Origin of the sequence: Bacillus sp. CHD6a (assembly GCF_001293645.1) — a bacterium.
GTDB lineage: Bacteria > Bacillota > Bacilli > Bacillales > Bacillaceae_I > Sutcliffiella_A.
This window is the reverse complement of the sequence record NZ_LBMD01000012.1, coordinates 114,681-133,604: the sequence shown is the minus strand read 5'-3', so window position 1 is coordinate 133,604 and position 18,924 is coordinate 114,681. Positions and strand designations below refer to the sequence as shown.

Sequence of the window (18,924 nt, the reverse complement as noted above, 5' to 3'; positions counted from 1 at the left end):
TTGCTAATATTGATAGGGTAAAATATAATGCATAAATAAAAAAGTACGCACTTTAAAGTAACTGACTTGATATAGAAAGGACTGTTCTATGTGGAACCTAAAGAATTCCCAGTCAACCGCGCTTTAAATGTCATTGGTGGTAAATGGCGACCGCAAGTATATTGTGCCCTCGAAAATGGTCCTATACGCTTTTCTGAGCTGGAACGAGAAATTCCAGAGATTAACCGGAAAGTCTTGACCGATCAACTCCGCGAGCTCGAACAATTAGGCATGGTGAAAAGAACAGAATACCCCGGCAAGGTTTTGCATGTGGAGTATGAGCTGACAGAAGAAGCACTTACCCTCCAACCGATGATGAAATCGTTGTGTAAGTGGGGTAATGAGGGTTGTGAAGCGGAAAAGCAATTATAGTCTATGGATCAATAAAGCAGCCCAACAGATTTCATTCGGGCTGCTTTTTTGTATTAACTTACACTTCTTCTCTCTCCCAATGTCTATGCGCCGCAATGGCATCCACAAAGCCAGTTACAAACTGCTCCGCTTCATCACTGCATACCACACCAGAAGCACCTTTGATCTCCAATTTCTCCACCCACTGCTTGCCATCATGGGTAGCTCCAATTGGCTTGAAATGGTGATAGGCTTCCTCAAGGAAATAAGTAGCTTCACGGTGGAACTTCTTGTCCAATTCTTTCCCCCCAACAGCGTAAAGCGCATCGAACAGAACAGAATCACAAGTCAAAAACGTATGGTCTATCTCTAACTCGGCTCCATCACTAGCAGTCACCTTTCCAAGGGTAGTACTGATAAGTTCTGGCTTGAGCCCCTCGGCCTTCAAGGATTCAAGAACAGATAATACATCCTTCCCTTGAAAATCATTAGAAATGATGACTCCCACTTTTCGTGTTGCAGGCTTTTTCACCGTATTTTCCTGACTTAGTGCAGGCGATGATTTTGTCACAGTAGACCCTGATCCACTAGGTTTATCAGCGCTAATTGCTTCCGCTACAGCTTCTGCTAGCTCCATGCTGACGTTAGCAAACATGTCGACCACTTGTTGCCTTATGTCTTTGCTCTTTACTTTTCCAAGCTCAAAGCTAAACGCTTGTTTAATATGATCTTTTTCAAATTTTGTCATGCTGTTCCAAAATAAAGTCGCTTGAGAGAAATGGTCCTTGAAGCTGTCACTTCTCGTTCTCACTTTTCTACCTTCAACCTTTTCTTGATAATGGACATACCCGCCTTCCGCTTCGCTTGCCGGCCTTGGAGTATTGGAAGCTAATGAATTTTTATGATAGCTTACCGGGCCCTTATTAATCGTTTGACGGCCGTATCCATCACGCTGATTGTTATGGAACGGGCATACCGGCCTGTTGATAGGGAGTTCGTGAAAATTAGGACCGCCCAGTCTAATAAGCTGGGTATCCGTATAGGAGAATAAACGACCTTGCAATAATGGATCATTGGAAAAATCAATGCCCGGTACAACATGGCCCGGGTGAAATGCCGCCTGTTCTGTTTCGGCAAACACATTGTCGACATTGCGGTTCAAAGTTAATTTTCCGATAATCTTTACGGGAACATCTTCTTCCGGCCAAAGCTTCGTCGGATCAAGAATATCAAAGTCAAAATTAAACTCGTCTTCTTCAGCAAGTAACTGTACTCCAAACTCATACTCCGGGTAATCTCCGGTTTCTATAGACTCCCAAAGGTCTCGGCGGTGAAAGTCAGGGTCTTTTCCGTTAATTTTCTGCGCTTCGTCCCAAACAAGGGAATGGGTTCCAAGCACCGGTTTCCAGTGGAATTTAACAAAATGAGCTTTTCCTTCTGCATTTACAAACCGGAACGTATGAACGCCAAAGCCTTCCATCATCCGGAGACTTCTCGGAATAGCCCGATCTGACATTGCCCACATGACCATATGTGCAGACTCTTGATTATTTGCGATAAAATCCCAAAACGTATCATGAGCAGAAGCTGCTTGCGGTATCTCGTTATGCGGTTCAGGCTTTAAGGCATGTACTAAATCAGGAAACTTTATTGCATCTTGTATGAAGAACACCGGAATATTGTTTCCAACAAGATCGTAGTTCCCTTCTTCTGTATAGAATTTCGTTGCAAAACCACGTGCATCACGGACCGTTTCCGCCGAACCCCTTGATCCGGCAACCGTTGAAAAGCGCACAAATACAGGCGTTTTGACTGAAGTGTCTTGCAAGAATTTCGCTTTTGTATATTTCTCCATTGATTCATATAATTCAAACTCGCCATGGGCTGCAAATCCCCTTGCATGGACAATCCTCTCCGGGATGCGCTCATGGTCAAAGTGGGTCATCTTTTCTCTAAAATGGAAATCCTCCATTAAGGTTGGTCCGCGTTCGCCTGCTTTTAAGGAGAACTCATCCTCTGAGACCTTGACTCCTTGGTTGGTCGTCATTGTCTTCCCTTCATCATCTACACGAAACTGATCTAATTGGTCATGTTTGCTTTGCTCGTTTACTTTATTACTCACTTCGCCGCTCCACTCCTTAAATTAGATTATGTAAAAGGACATGCCTTTTTTACGTACCCTGTTAAAATGTGGTGCAAACGGTATGAATGTAAAAGTTAGGAAAATGGATAATAAATTTAATATTCGGATAATAAACTAAAAAATTTGGCTAATAAAACAAGCTGTGCAAACCAAAAAAGGCATACATCCCTCTAAGAATGCATGCCAAATCAACTATTTCATCCAGTTAATATATCATTCCACGTTATTTCACAGCACCGGATGTCAGACTATTCATATGTTTTTAAAAAATATTTATAAAGTCTCCCCTTGTACGGAGGAGTAAATCATCGAGTGTAATGTTTTTCGGATGGTTCTTATGTTCGTAGACCTGCCGTAATGAACGGCATTGGTCAAGAATGCCACAATTAGTTCTTCTTGTGGGTCAATCCAGACACTGGTTCCTGTGAAACCTGTATGGCCAAATGAACCAATTGACCAGCTTGGTCCGCATGATAACCCTTCGCCTTCTCCGTTCCACACTTCAAATCCAAGTCCTCGGTTATTTTGCTTATGACGCGTTGCCAGCTGCATTAGTTCTGGAGGTAACACATCCTGTTCCTCTGGGTATAAAAAGTGCTTAGCGAACTTGGCGATATCCTTCGCAGTGGAAAATAAGCCGGCACTGCCGCTCACTCCTCCGAGGTGCAATGCTTTTTCATCATGAACTTCTCCTTGAATATAGCGAGTTCCGAATTTCTCTGTGGATGCGGTAAGCGCTTCTACACCTGAAGGAAGCTTATAGCCTGTGTTAGTTAATCCCCAAGGTGTAAAAATGTGCTCCTTTGTAAAGATATCAAGTGGTTGATCAGCAATTTTCTCTATGATCTTTCCTACTAAAATCATTCCTAGATCACTATAAACGACAGAGATCCCCGGTTCGTGCTGAAGCTTAGTCTGATAGATTAATTTCATCACATCCCTTTTCCCGTCCCTTGCCACATACGGAAGGTCTGGCGGCAACCCGGAACGGTGGGTCAGCAGATCCTCCACCTTCACTTTTTCATATTGGAATTCAGCCAGATAATGTTGGACTGGCTTTTCAAGTTGTAAGTCTCCTTTGCTCCACAACAATAGACTTGCAGGTAGAGTTGCCACCACTTTTGTCAAGGATGCAACATCAAACAAAGTATTTTCCGTAACGGGATAATGGTTTGCATCTCCCCCAATAAAGCTACCGACTGCTTTATAACACAGAGGTTGCTTCTTTTTGGAGGCATAAAGGACTGCTCCTGGAAGCTCCTTATTTTCTATTAAGCTATCCATATAATTGTTATACATGCCGCTTGGACGCCTCCACTGCTCGATGGTTTGAATGTATGCAAACTTTCATCGATAAAAATAAGTTTTCTTTACTTAAAACCACTATTTTCAGACATTTCTAACATTTATTTTATTGAATAATTTTTCGTAAATCAAATACTATTTTCAGTACTTCGGGCTAAGTATGTTTTATGAAGATGCAGAAAAAAACACTACACCGGAAAGAATCCGCCATAGTGCTTTTTTAACCTCACATCCCATTTATGATCCCATGAACCATACCTAGCAATGTAAATATGATGAGATGGTCTCCAACAGCAATATAGAATGCTTTTTTAGTTACCAACCCAAACAATGTGTTTTTTAAATAGACTAGCGTAATTATTATCCCTATTAATAATCCTACGATCAGACCGCTCAGGATACCATCTGCTCCTGCTGCCTGCACGAAAAATGCTACTATAAAAGAACTGACAAATGCAATAATTATAGATACCACATATTTTAGCGGGCCTTCCGTCTGTTTAAATTGCGGGTCTTTCTTTTTTCCAAGCATAATCGTGTAATAGATTCCTCCATAAAATGCATACAGAAGAGCACCTATAAGTATCGCAACAACATTTAATTCGAACCAATTCATCATATTTTCTATTCTCCTCTTTTACGAATTTATTTTATTTCGGCTCAATCGCTAATGAAATGGCCTTCACTCTAACATCCACTTCCAAGCTGCCTTTTTTAGATTTCATGGATATAAGTTCTATAGGGTTATCCAAGTATTTATATCCGCTTTTAGGAAGCCAAAAGCTGTACAGCTCCGAATAGCACTCCATCAGCTTATTCCTTTGCATATAATCTACAGGCTCATCGAACTCATAGACTACATGCTTTCCCCCTGTAAAGTGATAGGTCACTAGGGTATCATCCATCAACCCTTCTATAGCTAGATGACAATCATATCGGCTCATTTCCGCTGGAGTTATATATGGATTATTTTTAGGCACCCCAAACATGAACGTGTTGTCCGTTATAAGATCTCGAGCCTTTCCCCAATGGTACACTCTCTCCCAAACTTCGGGGATCCCTTTTGTGTATGGGCCGACATTTTGTCTTTTTACAGTTGTGCATGCTGGAAACTCCATGATCTTTACTTTTTCAAGATCGAGCCACTGAAACTTATTATATCCCTCATTGATTAGCTGTTCTTGCTCCATGTTGCGAAGCTGTTTAGATTTCTTGCTATTATCAGCATATTCTCGTGGAAATCGCTTTAAATAGGCTCCTTCTCTCCATTTAGTGGGACTGCATTGAAAAAATGTATGAAAGGAAGTTGTGAAGTAAGAAAGAGAAGTAAAGCCGCACATGAACGCAATCTGCGTAATTGGTATGCTTTGTTCATAAATTAAATAATGCGCAGCTTTTTCCATTCTAAGTCGCTTTACATAGTTAGCAGGAGTTTCCCCCACATGCGCTTTAAAAATCCGTTGAAAGTGATAGGGCGAGTAAGTAGAGATAGAGGCTAGCTTTTCAAGGCTGAGTGGGCTCTCAAGATTATTTTCTATATATTCCTCGACTTTATTCATGAGTCTCTCTTGTTCGGATGAAGTATGCATTGTTTTTCTCCTTATTTGGATGTTCTTTCCTAATATAACAAAAACACGCCCCCCATAAAAGAGAGCGTGTCTAGATGTCTTATCGTTTTCCAGAATCAAATGGTTCTCCCACTGCTTTTGGAGCTTGAGAGGATTTAGAAAACACGATTAACGCAATTAACGTCACAACGTAAGGAAATACCTTCAAGAATACTGGCGGGATGACAGCCAAAGAAGGAATTACCTGTGAAACGTTCGCCACCGTAGTCGCAAAACCGAAGAACAGAGTTGCCGCCAGGATACCAAGTGGCTTCCACTGTCCGAAAATCAAGGACGCAAGTGCTAAGAATCCAAGTCCTGCAACCGTTCCGTTGAATTCTCCACCAGTTGTTACGATGAAAACCGCTCCTCCTAAACCAGAGAAAGCCCCTGAGATCATTACCCCTATATAACGCATCTTACTTACACTGATTCCTGCTGCTTCTGCTGCATGTGGATGCTCACCGCAAGAACGAAGACGAAGTCCGAAAGGTGTTTTGTACAGCATGAATGCACTAATTAGCAAAATGGCAAGAACGAGCCAAGTCGTTGCATAAGTTCTAGTAAATAGCAGACTGCCGATTACTGGTATATCTGATAAAAATGGAACATTAAAAGGTTTTAATGTGCTAATTTGAATGTTTCCGCTACCTGTAATATTTCGAGCCAAGAAGACGGTAATAGCGGCAGCAATCATATTAATGGCTGTCCCACTGATAATCTGGTTGGCATGAAGATTAATACTTGCAAACGCGTGAAGAAGGGAGAATAATAATCCCATCACAGTAGCAAGAGCTAGCCCAATCCAGATTGCCTTTTGCTGACCAGGCATCATTTCCTGCATGTTCAAAATGACAAGGGCTCCTGTAAATGCCCCTATGACCATTAATCCTTCTAAACCAATGTTAACAACTCCACTTCGCTCACTGAATAAAGCTCCTAACGCTGTGATCAAAAGAGGGATAGTGAAGATGATTGCGTACGGTGCTATCTGTTGAATCACTGTCCACATACCTTATACCTCCTCCTTCTTCTGAACATTGTTTTGAGTTGCTACCGGTTGTCTATTTTTCTTTTTATTGATAAAAAAGCGAATCATGCGATCTATTAGAATGCTTGTTGCGGCAAAATAGATAATGATAGCGATAATGGAATCTGCAATCTCTGGCGGAATATCCGTCATGGCATTCATAAAACCTCGACCGGAATAAAGAAGTCCGAAGAAAACAGCCGCAAGTAATACCCCTATACCCGTGTTTGCTCCAAGAAGTGCCACGGCAATTCCATCAAAACCTTGGGTTGGGAGAATACCAATTTGAATGCTTGTTGCATTTCCAGCATAGAATGCCACTCCCCCTAAACCAGCCAAACCACCGGCAATGACCATGGAAGTCACAATACTTCTGTTAACTGCTATCCCTGCATATTCTGCTGAATCACGGTTAAATCCTACTGCCTTTAACTCATAACCAAGCGTGGTTTTATTGATAATAAAGGAGAAGATGATTACTGCAATTGTTGCAATAAATAAACCTAGATTAATATAAGACCCATCAAACATTTCTGTTAAAATTGGTGTACGTAAAGATGCCGATTCTGGTAGCTTTTTAGATTCTGTTTCCAAAAACTCGCCTTTAAAGTAGGCAGGAACCGCATAGTATACTGTCCAGTAGGCAATCCAGTTCATCATAATGGTTGAAACTACTTCATGTACGTTGAACTTTGCCTTTAATAGACCAGGAATAAAAGCCCAAAGTGCCCCTCCGATAAAACCAGCCACGACCATCAATACTAATAAAAGCGGTCTGGACACATCAAAAGTCAATCCGACAGCAACGGCACAAAAACCACCGAAGAGCATTTGCCCTGCTGCTCCTATATTAAACAAGCCTGTACGGAATGCAAAAGCAACTGATAAACCTGTGAAAATGAGTGGCGTAGCTGTTGCTAGCGTATTTCCGATTCTGGACAGATTTTTTAAACCGCCTTCAAATAAATATTTATATCCTTCTACAGGATTGTTTCCTGTGACTGCCATCAATATCGCACCTGCAATCAAACCGAAAAGGACAGCAAGTAACGAGATTATGCCATTTCTCATTCTTCTTCCCCCTTCATCACGCCAGCCATCATTAGTCCAAGTTCGTTCTCGTTTGTTTCCTTTGCATTCACGATTCCAACTAGTTGGCCATTGTTCACAACGGCGATGCGATCTGAAACATTTAATACTTCATCTAATTCTAAGGACACAAGTAAAACAGCTTTCCCTTTATCACGCTGTTCCACTAGTCTTTTGTGGATATATTCAATAGAACCAACATCCAGTCCGCGCGTCGGCTGAACGGCAATTAACAATGTAGGGTCTAGTTCAATTTCACGTCCAATTACCGCTTTTTGCTGGTTACCACCTGAAAGGGACCTGGCAATGGACTTCCCGCCTTCACCTGAACGTACATCAAAGCTGTTAATAATGTTATCTGCATGTTTTTTAATCGCAGCAAAATTGAGTACGCCACGCTTGGAGAATGGCTCTTTATGATAAAGCTCAAGCACCATGTTCTCCTCAATCGTATAATCTAAAACAAGTCCATGCTTATGACGGTCTTCTGGTATGTGTGCAATCCCGCTTGCGATTCTTGAACGAACCGGCATTTTGGTAATGTCTTTTCCTTCAAAAAGGATGGTCCCGGAGTCCGCTTGTTTCAATCCAGTGATGCTTTCCACAATTTCAGCCTGACCATTGCCGTCTACCCCTGCAATTCCGAGAATTTCACCTTTTTTCAGCTCTAAAGACATGTTCTTAAGAGCAACTACATCCTTGCCCTTCTTTACCGAAACATTATCCATTTTTAATACGACGTCACTTGGAGTTGCTTCTGTCTTGTCGACCTTAAAGTTTACTTCTCGTCCGACCATCATTTCAGCCATTTGTTCTTTAGACGTTTCCGCTACATTAACCGTGCCAATTGTCTTTCCTCTTCTGATAACCGTACACCTGTCTGCCATCGCCTTAATTTCTTTTAATTTGTGCGTGATAATAATGATGGATTTACCTTCTGCGATAAGGTTCTTCATAATCTTACCGAGTTCCTCAATTTCTTGAGGGGTAAGAACCGCGGTAGGTTCGTCCAAAATAAGAACGTCCGCTTGACGATATAGCATTTTTAGAATTTCAACACGCTGTTGCATGCCGACTGAAATGTCTTCAATTTTGGCATGTGGATCTACATTCAAGCCATATTTTTTAGACAAATCTTCAATTCTTTTGCTGGCCGTTTTCTTATCAAGCACATACATTTTATGCAATTCAGAACCAAGCATGATGTTTTCTGTTACCGTAAAGTTACTGACCAGCTTGAAGTGTTGGTGGACCATCCCGATACCGAGTTTTGTCGCAACATTAGGATTGGAAATTTTCGTTTCCTTGCCATTAATTTTTATAGATCCTCTATCCGGTTGATACATACCGAACAAAATAGCCATCAGTGTTGATTTCCCGGCACCATTTTCTCCAAGAAGGGCGTGAATTTCCCCTTGCTTCAGACGAAGTGTAATATCATCATTGGCAACTATTCCAGTAAACTCTTTCCGGATATTGAGCATCTCCACTACATAGTCCATAGAGTGATTCTCCCTTTTTTGTTTTTGGTTTTTTCGCAAAGGTTGCCGTTTATAAGCTGTCCCGTTTCTTTTCGTTGCAGCCACTTGCTTTCCTCGGCTTTGCTAAGGCCACTGAAAAAGTCTTTGAATCTAGGTATTGTTTAAACGTCGCTGTGGATTTCCGCAATTGGCTTCGCTTTCCTAGGGGCGCTGCTGGAGCCTCCTCGGCAAGCCTGCGGGGTCTCCACCTAGCGCTATCTCCCTCAGGAGTCTACGCCTATTGCTCCAATCCACAGCTCGAAAATACAAAAATACTATATTATATCAGTTTTTCAGTGGCCTTGCTTTGCCCGGGGTCTCTCGTTTCCCTCTATCTCCCGCAGGAGTCAAGTGGCTTCCACTCCAATCCACTAATATCCAACACTCTATAAACTCCAACAAACTTTGCCAAAACAGTTTATTTATCCCAAGAGGACAGACAACTAACCTCTTACATTTGCATTAAAAAAGGCGGGTCACCCCGCCTTTACTTTATCAATCTGAATCTAGCAAACAAGTTTGCTTTAGATCATTACGCAGGTACTGCACGTATTACTTGATCAATTCGCCTTGTTCAGCAGATACTTCTACTTCACCAGATTTGATTAATTCAAAGATCTCATCTACCTTAGTAGAAGTTTCATCACTTAAGTTTGGATTTTCTTCAGGAAGACCTACACCGTCGTTTTTCGCATCAAAAATAAGTGTTTCTCCGCCTGGGAATTTTCCATCGATTTCTGCTTTGATCATATCAGCAGCAGCTGTGTCAATTTTCTTCATTGCAGAAGTTAGGATAACAGATTCGCCGTTGTCCATTTTTCCTTCTTCGTATTGGTCAACGTCTACTCCGACCATCCATACATCGTCTCCACCTGCTACACGAGTTTTCGCTTCGTTGATTGCCCCAACGCCAACTCCACCCGCTGCTGCGAAGATTACATTTACGCCACGGTCAAACATTGCTCCAGCAATTTGCTGACCTGCAGCTACATCATCAAATGTACCTTGGTACACAACGTTTTCTGCTTTAATGCTTACATTTGTATCTAGGTTTTCATTAGCATACGCAACACCTTGTTGGAAGCCCCAGTTAAACTTTTGAACTGGAGGAATTTCCATACCACCGATGAAACCAGCTTCGCCTTCTTTTAATTCAAGAGCCGTAGCAATACCAGCTAAGAATCCAGCTTCGTGCTCAGCGAAGAAGATAGATACTGTGTTTTCACCTACAACAGGGTTAAAGTCACCTTTATGTGGAGATCCATCGATTAGAACGAATTTTGCATCTTCATATTGGCTTTGTGCTTGGAATACCGCTGTTTCAAATTTAAATCCAGGAGTAACAATAAATTTAAAGTCTGCATCATATAAGTTTGTAATTTCTTGCATGTAGTCAGCTTCTGTAGTTCCGGCTGGCTTTAAGTATTTCTCTGTAATGCCGAAGTCTTCTTTAGCTTGAAGGATACCTGTCCAAGTTCCTTCATTAAAAGATTTGTCATCAATCGTTCCAGCGTCCGTCACCATTCCGACCATTAAGTCAGAACCGCTGCCATCGCCAGAAGCAGAGTCAGAGCTGCCATTGTTGTCAGTTCCGCAACCTACTAGAAAGATCATCGTAGTTAAAACTGTGACGATCGTTGCAATTAAACCCTTTTTCATTTTGTAATTCCCCCAAAATTAAAAATTTATAGTAAAGTGAAAACCCTTACTATACTAACTATATTCGTAAACTTCTAATATTTCAATATATGTTTTTCAAAGATGAACATATTTTCATGAATAAAAATACCTAGAAGAGAAAAATGTCGAAAATTTGCAGATAAATACTAGGTTTCTACTATTTTGAATGGTAGAAATTACATAAAAGGAGTGTTAAAAGGGGTCTGACCCGCTCCCCGTTAAAGCGTTAAAGCATCACTCAAAATCTTCACGCATCTACTGGTTCCCCCTTTATTTGTAAGCGGTCCTTGGTTTATTGTATGATAGGGTACATATAAAGGATTATTCCTCACTTCTTCCTATATAAGAGTGAGTTCATTTTTTCATATAAGGACGTGTACGAGAATGAGAATAAATAAATTTATTAGTGACTCTGGGGTTGCTTCGAGGCGCGGAGCAGATAAATTGATTGAAGAAGGTAGAGTGAAAATCAACGGGAAGGTTGCCAAGATCGGTGGTCAGGTAAACCCTGGAGACGAGGTATTGGTTAACGGACAACTAATACGGATTGCTAGAAATAATGTTTATATTGCGTTGAACAAGCCAATCGGTATAACTAGCACCTCCGAAAAGAAAGTGAAGGGAAATATCATAGACTTAGTGAACCATCCGTTACGTCTTTCTCATATCGGGCGTCTTGATAAGGAATCGGAAGGTTTGATTCTACTAACAAACGACGGTGATATCATCAATGAAATTTTGCGCCCAGAAAACAAGCATGAAAAAGAGTATATTGTTTCTGTCGATAAACCGATCACATCGGATTTCGTGAAACAGATGTCTGAGGGTGTTAAGATACTAGGTACAAAGACACTCCCATGTGATGTTGAACAGTTATCAAAATTTGATTTTAAGATTATTTTGACACAAGGATTAAACCGTCAAATCCGACGTATGTGTGCAGAGCTTGGTTATGAAGTGTTAAGGCTGCAGCGCACACGAATTATGAATATAGAGCTTGGAAATCTTCCGATGGGACAGTGGCGCGACCTTAGCAAAAAGGAAAAACGCCAGTTGTTTGCTGAATTGAATTATGAGCCTAAGGAATGGTGAAGAAGCTGCTTGTCTCGCCGACCATAAATTGGTTGGGAGACGGGCATTTTTTATATTGTTTTTTCAGGCAATTCCTGTATAATTGTCCCGAATCATGAATTATTATGCTTTGAGATATACAATACTTTAGGTTCTGTTAATTACCGCTTTTGATTTCCGCGCCAGGCTTCACTATCCGCGGGGAGCTGGGAGCCTCCTCACAACGCTTGGGGGTTTTCACCTAACTCTACCTCCCGCCGGAATCTTCGCCTTTCGTTCCAATCACCAGCTAAATGTTACTTTACAGAAATCATATATTAGAATCTTATATTTGGGGAGGTTGCTATGACTAACGTAATTATTCAATTTAAAGATGTACGCAAGCAGTTTGACCAAGATCCTGCTGTGCTTAACGATGTTAGTTTTGAAATAGAACGCGGGAAGTTTTATACCCTGCTCGGCCCTTCTGGCTGCGGGAAGACGACTATCCTTCGCTTGATTGCCGGCTTTACAGAGGCAACGGCGGGGGACATTTATTTTAATGGAAAAAAAATAAACAATGTACCTGCCAACAAACGCCAGGTAAACACGGTTTTTCAAGACTATGCTCTTTTCCCTCACCTAAATGTATTTGAAAATGTCGCATTTGGGTTGAAAATTAAAAAGTTGAAAAAGGACGATATTGAAAAGAAAGTAAAGGAAGCTCTTAGTTTCGTAAACCTTAAAGGCTTTGAGTCTCGTGAAATAAGAGAAATGTCGGGCGGTCAACGCCAACGGGTAGCGATTGCCCGTGCGATCGTTAATGAACCGGAAGTTATTCTATTAGATGAACCACTATCTGCACTCGATCTTAAACTGCGCACGGAAATGCAGTATGAATTAAGAGAGCTTCAACAGCGTCTTGGCATCACATTCATTTTTGTTACGCATGATCAGGAAGAAGCGCTTGCGATGTCAGATGAAATATTCGTCCTTAATGAAGGCCAAATTATTCAAAGCGGGACGCCAACTGATATATATGATGAGCCGATCAACCGATTTGTGGCAGACTTTATCGGTGAATCCAATATTGTAGAAGGACGAATGATCAAGGATTTCCTTGTGGAATTCGCCGGCAAGCAATTTGAATGTGTAGACAAGGGACTAAAAGATGACGAATTGGTGGACATTGTTATCCGACCGGAGGATTTGGCCATCACCACACCCTCAGAAGGAAAACTTCAGGTACGAGTGGATTCTCAACTGTTCCGTGGCGTTCATTATGAGATAAGCAGCTATGACCACGAAGGAAATGAGTGGCTTGTTCATTCAACTAAAAAGGCTTCTGTCGGGGATCAAATTGGACTGTATTTTGATCCGGAGGCTATTCATGTCATGCGCCTTGGGGAATCGGAAGAGGATTTTGATAGACGTCTAGAAGCCTATTCCCATGCGAGCGGAGAGAGTCATGGAAAATAGAGTTACAAAAAATCTTTACTTTATCCCTTATGCTCTTTGGATTGCGTTATTTGTCATAGCCCCGATACTACTAGTTCTCTACTATTCTTTTTTCAATATTGAGGGGAACCTGTCACTGGAAAATTATCAAAAGTTCTTTACTCCGGTCTATTTAAAAATGACGCTTAGTTCATTCTGGTATGCATTCCTTATAACCGCCATAACACTTTTGATTGCCTATCCAACGGCATTGTTGTTAACCAAAACCCGACACAAATATTTGTGGTTATTGTTGCTTATTGTCCCTTCTTGGATTAATTTGCTCCTTAAAGCTTATGCGTTCTTGGGTATCTTCGGTACTTACGGAATCGCCAACAGTTTCTTGGACGTCATCGGGATTGGTTCGCAGCAACTATTATTTACAGACTTTAGCTTTGTTTTTGTTTCCGTTTATATATTTATTCCGTTCATGATCTTGCCTATTTTTAACGCATTAAATGAATTGAATCCGACCCTGATAGATGCTGCCAATGACCTAGGTGCCTCCCGTTTTACAACGTTTTGGAGGGTCACGTTACCTCTTACGCTGGACGGAGTAAAAGTCGGATGTCAGATTGTTTTCATCCCGGCGTTATCTCTATTCATGCTGACAAGATTAATAGCCGGTAACAGGGTTATCACTCTTGGAACAGCGATCGAACAACATTTCCTTGTTACACAGGACTGGGGAATGGGGTCGACCATTGCCGTCTTTTTAATTATCATCATGTTCCTATTCATGAAATTGACAAGCAACAGAAAGCGAGGAATTTAACATGGGTAATAGAAAAACATCTCCGTTATCAACGTTGTTTCTCGTGTTGATTTTTGCAATTCTTTATCTACCTATTTTCTTCCTCGTGTTTTACTCATTCAACAGCGGAGGAACAATGTATGATTTTGAAAGCTTTACATTGGATTGGTATAAAGAACTGTTTGCTGATACGCGCCTGCTGATTATCGTATTGAACACATTATTGATTGCTTTACTTTCCGCCTTAATTTCAACCATTATCGGTGTGCTGGGAGCAATCGCCATTTATTCTTTTAAAAACAGGAAAACAAAAAGCACATTATTATCTTTAAATAATGTTTTAATTGTCAGTCCAGACGTGATTATCGGTGCCTCTTTCCTCATTCTTTTTACCATGGCTGGCATCAAACTTGGCATGTACTCTGTTCTGTTATCGCATATTGCCTTTTGTGTACCTATTGTCGTATTGATGGTTTTGCCGAAGCTCTTGGAAATGAGCCCAACCTTAATTGATGCGGCCCATGATTTAGGGGCAAGCCGCTGGGATGTGATGAGAAAGGTTGTTCTGCCGTATATCACACCTGGGATATTTGCCGGTTTCTTTATGGCCCTGACATATTCTTTAGACGATTTCGTTGTGACATTCTTTGTAACAGGGAATGGTTTCACCACCCTTTCTGTTGAAATATACTCCCTTGCACGTCGTGGAATAGCGCTGAACATTAATGCACTTTCCACCTTACTTTTCTTGTTTACCATAGTTCTTGTGATTGTTTACTACTTCATCACGGTGCGCAATAAGCCTACTGGAATGGGGGTTAGACGATGAAAAAACTTATTCAGTTCATGGTTGCGATTGTAATGGCGTCAGCAGTCCTCTGGTACGCCATCACAGAATTGAACTCTGCTCAAGGATACTCTGGTGGAAACACGTTGACGATTTACAACTGGGGCGACTATATCAATATGGATGTAATTGAGCAATTTGAAAAAGAAACTGGTGTGAAAGTTATTTATGAAACGTTTGACTCAAACGAAGCGATGAAAACAAAGATAGAACAAGGTGGAACCACCTATGACATTGCCATTCCATCAGAATATATGATTGATAAAATGATTAATGAAGATCTGCTTATCCCACTAAATCATTCTAAACTTCCAAATCTAGGGAACATTGACGAGCGATTTATGGATTTACCTTTTGATCCAAAAAACAAATACTCTGTCCCTTATTTTTGGGGAACGGTCGGTATTGTTTACAATCCATCTATGTTAGATGGGATAGAAATTACAAGCTGGAATGATCTTTGGGATGAAGATCTTAAAAATGAAATCCTCCTGATAGACGGTGCCCGGGAAGTGATGGGGATGGCCCTTAACAGTTTAGGCTATTCTTTGAACGACACAAATAAAGAGCACTTGCTTGAGGCAAAAAACAAGCTTGATACGCTTACTCCTAACATCAAAGCCATCGTCGGGGATGAGAACAGAATGTTGATTGAAAATGAAGAAGCAGCGATTGGACTCGTGTGGTCAGGAGTTGCTGCTGAAATAATGTGGGAAAACGAAGAACTAGAATATGTGGTTCCCGTCGAAGGTTCGAACTTGTGGTTTGATAACATGGTCATCCCGAAGACTGCCAAGAATGTCGAAGCTGCCCACCAGTTTATCAACTTTATGTTAGATGCGGAAGTAGCAGCAAAAAACACAGAGTATGTAAGTTACTCTACGCCAAACAAGGCCGCCATACCACTTCTAGATGAAGAGCTAACAGGTGATGAACGTTTCTATCCGCCACCAGAGCTTACAGAGAAACTTGAAGTGTATGAGAACCTTGGGAAAAGAAATCTAGCTTATTATAACGAACTGTTTTTAGAGTTTAAGATGCATGGTAAATAATTTAGTAGGAAAGGAACTCAATTCCTTTCCTTTTTTTATACTTCTTCTAGCCTTCCTAATCGATGCATTCTAGAGATAAACGGCATTCCGTTCCATATAATCTTACTTGGAGCCTCCCTCTTTTTCACTTGGGGCTCATTGAGCAAGAGCCAGAAATTTTTCGTTGGAAGATGCCCTAGACTATGCTTTTCTGACAAACGGTCCAAATAAAATCTCATACTATCTAAATCTTTGGATTGGTTACTGTTTTCTTCAGAAAAATCATAAAGTACACCGGCTATGGCTGATCTTGCTACTCTGAACTTCTCACACACCCTTAAGAAAAAGTCCCAATCCCAATAATTCTTCATTTCAGGATCAAACTTTCCAATTCGATCATGAAGATAGCTTCTATAAAGGCTGCCGGACGGTACAAATGTAGAAAATCTCCTCATCGCTGGTAAGTCAAGCTCGTAGGCGAAAAGGTGCCTGCTTGCCGCTTCCCGAATGCCATTCTTTTTGACATACTGCACAATTTCCACATCCGAATAGACCAAATCAACATCTTCTATCTTTTCTATCATTGTTTCCAGATGGGTGGGGACAATCAGATCGTCATCATCTATGAGCATGATGTATTCCCCTTTTGCAAAGGAAACCCCGATATTCCTAGCCTGAACGTGCTTTACATTCTCCGTCAAATCTATAACGGTAAGATCTAATTCTGGATAGTATTCTTTTAGACTATCCACTCTTTCCCCTCCGTCATTAACTACGATAACCTCAAAATCTTTTCTTGTTTGCAGAACGAGAGCTTCCATTAACTCGGAAAGCATTGTTAATCGGTTATAGGTAGGGATGATGATTGATACTAGTGGCAACAAAAATCTCAACTCCCAAAATAATAGTTCTTTTAACCTAATCATTATATTCTTTTTTCATTCTTATGACGACTAACAACTCTTTACGTTAAGAATGGGAATTGCTTCTTATTGATTATCTTTCTCAATTAGCCGTTGACATCGCACTCTAATAGTCTTATAGTAATACTTGTAACGAAATTGATAATCATTATCAATAATGTGAACTTACTTTAAACTGGAGGTTACATAATGGTTCGCCTACATACAAAGGACCTGAGCATAGGCTATGGTGAACGCTTAATCATAAAAGATTTATCCATAGAAATACCAGATAAACAGATCACGACGATTATTGGTTCTAACGGCTGCGGAAAATCCACCCTCTTAAAAGCCATCACCAGAATTATCTCCCACCAATCTGGAGCTATCCTGCTCGATGGACAAGAGATTGCCAAAGAAAACACCAAATCACTGGCAAAAAAAATGGCGATTCTGCCTCAGACACCTGAAAGTGTAAGCGGATTAACCGTTGGCGAACTGGTTTCTTACGGTCGTTTCCCCTATCAAAAGGGATTTGGAAGACTGACCAAAAAGGATTATGAAGTCATAGATTGGGCACTAGAAGTGACCGGAACAACCGAGTTTAAATATCGCCCGGTTGATGCTCTTTCTGGTGGTCAACGTCAACGTGTTTGGATTGCCATGGCCCTTGCACAGGAAACAGAAATCATTTTCCTAGATGAGCCTACCACCTATCTAGACATGGCACACCAACTAGAAGTGCTCGAATTGTTGCAGCGCCTCAATCGGGAGCAAGAAAGAACCATTATCATGGTCCTGCACGATTTAAACCAAGCTGCAAGATTTGCTGATTACCTGATTGCTTTAAAAGACGGTACCATCATCAAGTCTGGTAATTGCGAAGAAGTAATTACAACGGAAGTATTAAAGAAAGTCTTTCATATTGATGCTGATATTGGGAGAGATCCAAGAACAAATAAGCCTATGTGCTTAACTTATAACTTACTTAAAGGAGACAACCAAGATGAAAAAATTAATGATTCCATTCGTATTCCTACTATTGCTGGTCGTTAGTGCCTGCGGAAATACCAATAATAATGCTAGTAATAATAATACTGATAGTTCCAATGCTTCTTCTTCTGAAACGATTACGTATGAAGCAGAAACAGGAGCAATAGAAGTACCTGCAGATCCACAAAGAGTCGTAGTATTAAATTCTTTTGTAGCTGGAAATGTTATGGCACTTGGAACAAATATTGTTGGGACGGATTCTTGGGCAATGGCAAATCCGCGTTACCAGGAGTACCTTAAAAATGCAGAAGAGATTACCGATCAGGATTTAGAGAAGATTATTGAATTAGAACCAGACTTAATTATCGCTGCCTCCAACACAAACAATCTGGAGCAGTTAAGCGAAATTGCACCAACTGTCGCATATACATATGGAAAAGTTGACTATCTTACACAGCACGTGGAAGTTGGAAAACTATTGAACAAAGAAGAAGAAGCTCAAAATTGGGTGGATGACTTTAAGTCTCGCGCGCAAGAAGCAGGAGAAGAGATTCGTGCTAAGATTGGTGAAGATGCGACTGTCTCCGTTATTGAGAACTTTGACAAAGACCTATACGTGTTCGGGGACAACTGGGGACGCGGGACAGAGATTCTTTATCAAGAAATGAAATTGAAAATGCCTGAGAAAGTGAAGGAAGAAGCGTTAGAAGCTGGGTATTATATGCTTTCCTTTGAAGTGTTACCTGAGTTTGCTGGGGATTTTGTTGTATTCAGTAAGAATTCTGATGGAGATACTTCTTTCCAGGAAACAGATACTTATAAAAATATTCCTGCTGTGAAGAATGGACAGGTTTTTGAAGCGGATGCAAAAGAATTCTATTTTAACGACCCAATTTCCCTTGACTTTCAGTTGGAATTCTTTAAAAATAGCTTTTTAGGAAACTAAGACATTTTGGAGGGATGCTTCTTTTAATAGAAGGTCCCTCTTATTGTATTGTTACACCATTGTTTTTGCTTGAACCAGTTGATCTCCGTTCGTGGCGCTTCGTTTTCGGCGGGAAGTTCGGGAGCCTCCCTCAGGACAAG

General features: G+C 40.9%; 17 protein-coding genes. 8 read left to right on the top strand and 9 right to left on the bottom strand.

The annotated features are described in order from the left end of the window. The first annotated feature begins 90 nt into the window (after positions 1-90). Positions 91-411: a winged helix-turn-helix transcriptional regulator gene (locus AAV98_RS11630; protein ID WP_060665731.1), complete on the top strand. Its 321-nt coding sequence runs from the start codon at positions 91-93 to the stop codon at positions 409-411. Between the two features lie 58 nt (positions 412-469). On the opposite strand, the gene AAV98_RS11625 is transcribed toward AAV98_RS11630, so the two are convergent. The 8 genes from AAV98_RS11625 to AAV98_RS11590 form a co-directional block, all read right to left on the bottom strand. Further along, the gene (locus AAV98_RS11625) at positions 470-2,512 is read right to left on the bottom strand and encodes a catalase (RefSeq protein WP_060665730.1); all 2,043 of its coding nucleotides are present in this window, start codon (positions 2,510-2,512) and stop codon (positions 470-472) included. A gap of 294 nt (positions 2,513-2,806) precedes the next feature. Beyond that, a complete protein-coding gene (locus AAV98_RS11620; RefSeq protein WP_197284284.1) occupies positions 2,807-3,832 on the bottom strand; it encodes a serine hydrolase domain-containing protein in 1,026 nt (341 codons plus the stop codon). A gap of 232 nt (positions 3,833-4,064) precedes the next feature. Further along, positions 4,065-4,457, bottom strand: coding sequence for a DUF1761 domain-containing protein (locus tag AAV98_RS11615; RefSeq protein WP_060665729.1), 393 nt, complete (start codon positions 4,455-4,457; stop codon positions 4,065-4,067). A gap of 31 nt (positions 4,458-4,488) precedes the next feature. Then, a complete protein-coding gene (locus AAV98_RS11610; RefSeq protein ID WP_060665786.1) occupies positions 4,489-5,427 on the bottom strand; it encodes an AraC family transcriptional regulator in 939 nt (312 codons plus the stop codon). Positions 5,428-5,506: 79 nt separating this feature from the next. Further along, positions 5,507-6,457, bottom strand: a complete 951-nt coding sequence (locus AAV98_RS11605) for an ABC transporter permease (RefSeq protein ID WP_060665728.1) — start codon at positions 6,455-6,457, stop codon at positions 5,507-5,509. Between the two features lie 3 nt (positions 6,458-6,460). Next, positions 6,461-7,546 (bottom strand): ABC transporter permease, encoded by a 1,086-nt coding sequence (locus AAV98_RS11600; protein ID WP_060665727.1) that lies wholly within the window; start codon positions 7,544-7,546, stop codon positions 6,461-6,463. Next, positions 7,543-9,066, bottom strand: a complete 1,524-nt coding sequence (locus AAV98_RS11595) for an ABC transporter ATP-binding protein (RefSeq protein WP_060665726.1) — start codon at positions 9,064-9,066, stop codon at positions 7,543-7,545. Before AAV98_RS11595 ends, AAV98_RS11600 begins: the two co-directional genes overlap by 4 nt. A 570-nt stretch (positions 9,067-9,636) precedes the next feature. Then, positions 9,637-10,743 carry a BMP family lipoprotein gene (locus AAV98_RS11590; protein ID WP_060665725.1) on the bottom strand — a complete coding sequence of 369 codons (1,107 nt, stop codon included), beginning with the start codon at positions 10,741-10,743 and terminating at the stop codon, positions 9,637-9,639. A 405-nt stretch (positions 10,744-11,148) separates the two neighbouring features. Here AAV98_RS11590 and AAV98_RS11585 point away from each other — a divergent pair, with 405 nt between their 5' ends. The 5 genes from AAV98_RS11585 (at position 11,149) to AAV98_RS11565 (ending at position 15,964) form a co-directional block, all read left to right on the top strand. After that, on the top strand, positions 11,149-11,856 hold the full coding sequence (locus AAV98_RS11585) for a pseudouridine synthase (RefSeq protein WP_060665724.1): 708 nt from the start codon (positions 11,149-11,151) through the stop codon (positions 11,854-11,856). 324 nt (positions 11,857-12,180) lie between these two features. Further along, positions 12,181-13,293, top strand: a complete 1,113-nt coding sequence (locus AAV98_RS11580) for an ABC transporter ATP-binding protein (RefSeq protein ID WP_060665723.1) — start codon at positions 12,181-12,183, stop codon at positions 13,291-13,293. Next, positions 13,283-14,086: an ABC transporter permease gene (locus AAV98_RS11575; protein WP_060665722.1), complete on the top strand. Its 804-nt coding sequence runs from the start codon at positions 13,283-13,285 to the stop codon at positions 14,084-14,086. The genes AAV98_RS11580 and AAV98_RS11575 overlap by 11 nt, the downstream gene beginning before the upstream one ends. A 1-nt stretch (position 14,087) precedes the next feature. Next, complete coding sequence (locus tag AAV98_RS11570) at positions 14,088-14,894, top strand: ABC transporter permease (RefSeq protein WP_060665721.1); 807 nt, start codon at positions 14,088-14,090, stop codon at positions 14,892-14,894. Beyond that, positions 14,891-15,964, top strand: a complete 1,074-nt coding sequence (locus AAV98_RS11565; RefSeq protein ID WP_060665720.1) for an ABC transporter substrate-binding protein — start codon at positions 14,891-14,893, stop codon at positions 15,962-15,964. The genes AAV98_RS11570 and AAV98_RS11565 overlap by 4 nt, the downstream gene beginning before the upstream one ends. A 35-nt stretch (positions 15,965-15,999) precedes the next feature. On the opposite strand, the gene AAV98_RS11560 is transcribed toward AAV98_RS11565, so the two are convergent. After that, positions 16,000-16,827, bottom strand: a complete 828-nt coding sequence (locus AAV98_RS11560) for a glycosyltransferase family 2 protein (protein ID WP_231687740.1) — start codon at positions 16,825-16,827, stop codon at positions 16,000-16,002. Between the two features lie 228 nt (positions 16,828-17,055). Here AAV98_RS11560 and AAV98_RS11555 point away from each other — a divergent pair, with 228 nt between their 5' ends. Both AAV98_RS11555 and AAV98_RS11550 read left to right on the top strand, forming a co-directional pair. Then, on the top strand, positions 17,056-17,901 hold the full coding sequence (locus tag AAV98_RS11555; RefSeq protein ID WP_060665718.1) for an ABC transporter ATP-binding protein: 846 nt from the start codon (positions 17,056-17,058) through the stop codon (positions 17,899-17,901). Beyond that, complete coding sequence (locus AAV98_RS11550) at positions 17,852-18,784, top strand: iron-hydroxamate ABC transporter substrate-binding protein (protein WP_060665717.1); 933 nt, start codon at positions 17,852-17,854, stop codon at positions 18,782-18,784. The genes AAV98_RS11555 and AAV98_RS11550 overlap by 50 nt, the downstream gene beginning before the upstream one ends. The last annotated feature ends 140 nt before the right edge of the window (positions 18,785-18,924 follow it).

Bases quoted from the DNA above. Each gene is read 5' to 3' on its own strand.
- AAV98_RS11620 (WP_197284284.1), bottom strand. From the start codon at position 3,832: ATGTATAACAATTATATGGATAGCTTAATAGAAAATAAGGAGCTTCCA.
- AAV98_RS11615 (WP_060665729.1), bottom strand. From the start codon at position 4,457: ATGATGAATTGGTTCGAATTAAATGTTGTTGCGATACTTATAGGTGCT.
- AAV98_RS11610 (WP_060665786.1), bottom strand. From the start codon at position 5,427: ATGCATACTTCATCCGAACAAGAGAGACTCATGAATAAAGTCGAGGAA.
- AAV98_RS11605 (WP_060665728.1), bottom strand. From the start codon at position 6,457: ATGTGGACAGTGATTCAACAGATAGCACCGTACGCAATCATCTTCACT.
- AAV98_RS11600 (WP_060665727.1), bottom strand. From the start codon at position 7,546: ATGAGAAATGGCATAATCTCGTTACTTGCTGTCCTTTTCGGTTTGATT.
- AAV98_RS11595 (WP_060665726.1), bottom strand. From the start codon at position 9,066: ATGGACTATGTAGTGGAGATGCTCAATATCCGGAAAGAGTTTACTGGA.
- AAV98_RS11590 (WP_060665725.1), bottom strand. From the start codon at position 10,743: ATGAAAAAGGGTTTAATTGCAACGATCGTCACAGTTTTAACTACGATG.
- AAV98_RS11585 (WP_060665724.1), top strand. From the start codon at position 11,149: ATGAGAATAAATAAATTTATTAGTGACTCTGGGGTTGCTTCGAGGCGC.
- AAV98_RS11580 (WP_060665723.1), top strand. From the start codon at position 12,181: ATGACTAACGTAATTATTCAATTTAAAGATGTACGCAAGCAGTTTGAC.
- AAV98_RS11575 (WP_060665722.1), top strand. From the start codon at position 13,283: ATGGAAAATAGAGTTACAAAAAATCTTTACTTTATCCCTTATGCTCTT.
- AAV98_RS11570 (WP_060665721.1), top strand. From the start codon at position 14,088: ATGGGTAATAGAAAAACATCTCCGTTATCAACGTTGTTTCTCGTGTTG.
- AAV98_RS11565 (WP_060665720.1), top strand. From the start codon at position 14,891: ATGAAAAAACTTATTCAGTTCATGGTTGCGATTGTAATGGCGTCAGCA.
- AAV98_RS11555 (WP_060665718.1), top strand. From the start codon at position 17,056: ATGGTTCGCCTACATACAAAGGACCTGAGCATAGGCTATGGTGAACGC.
- AAV98_RS11550 (WP_060665717.1), top strand. From the start codon at position 17,852: ATGAAAAAATTAATGATTCCATTCGTATTCCTACTATTGCTGGTCGTT.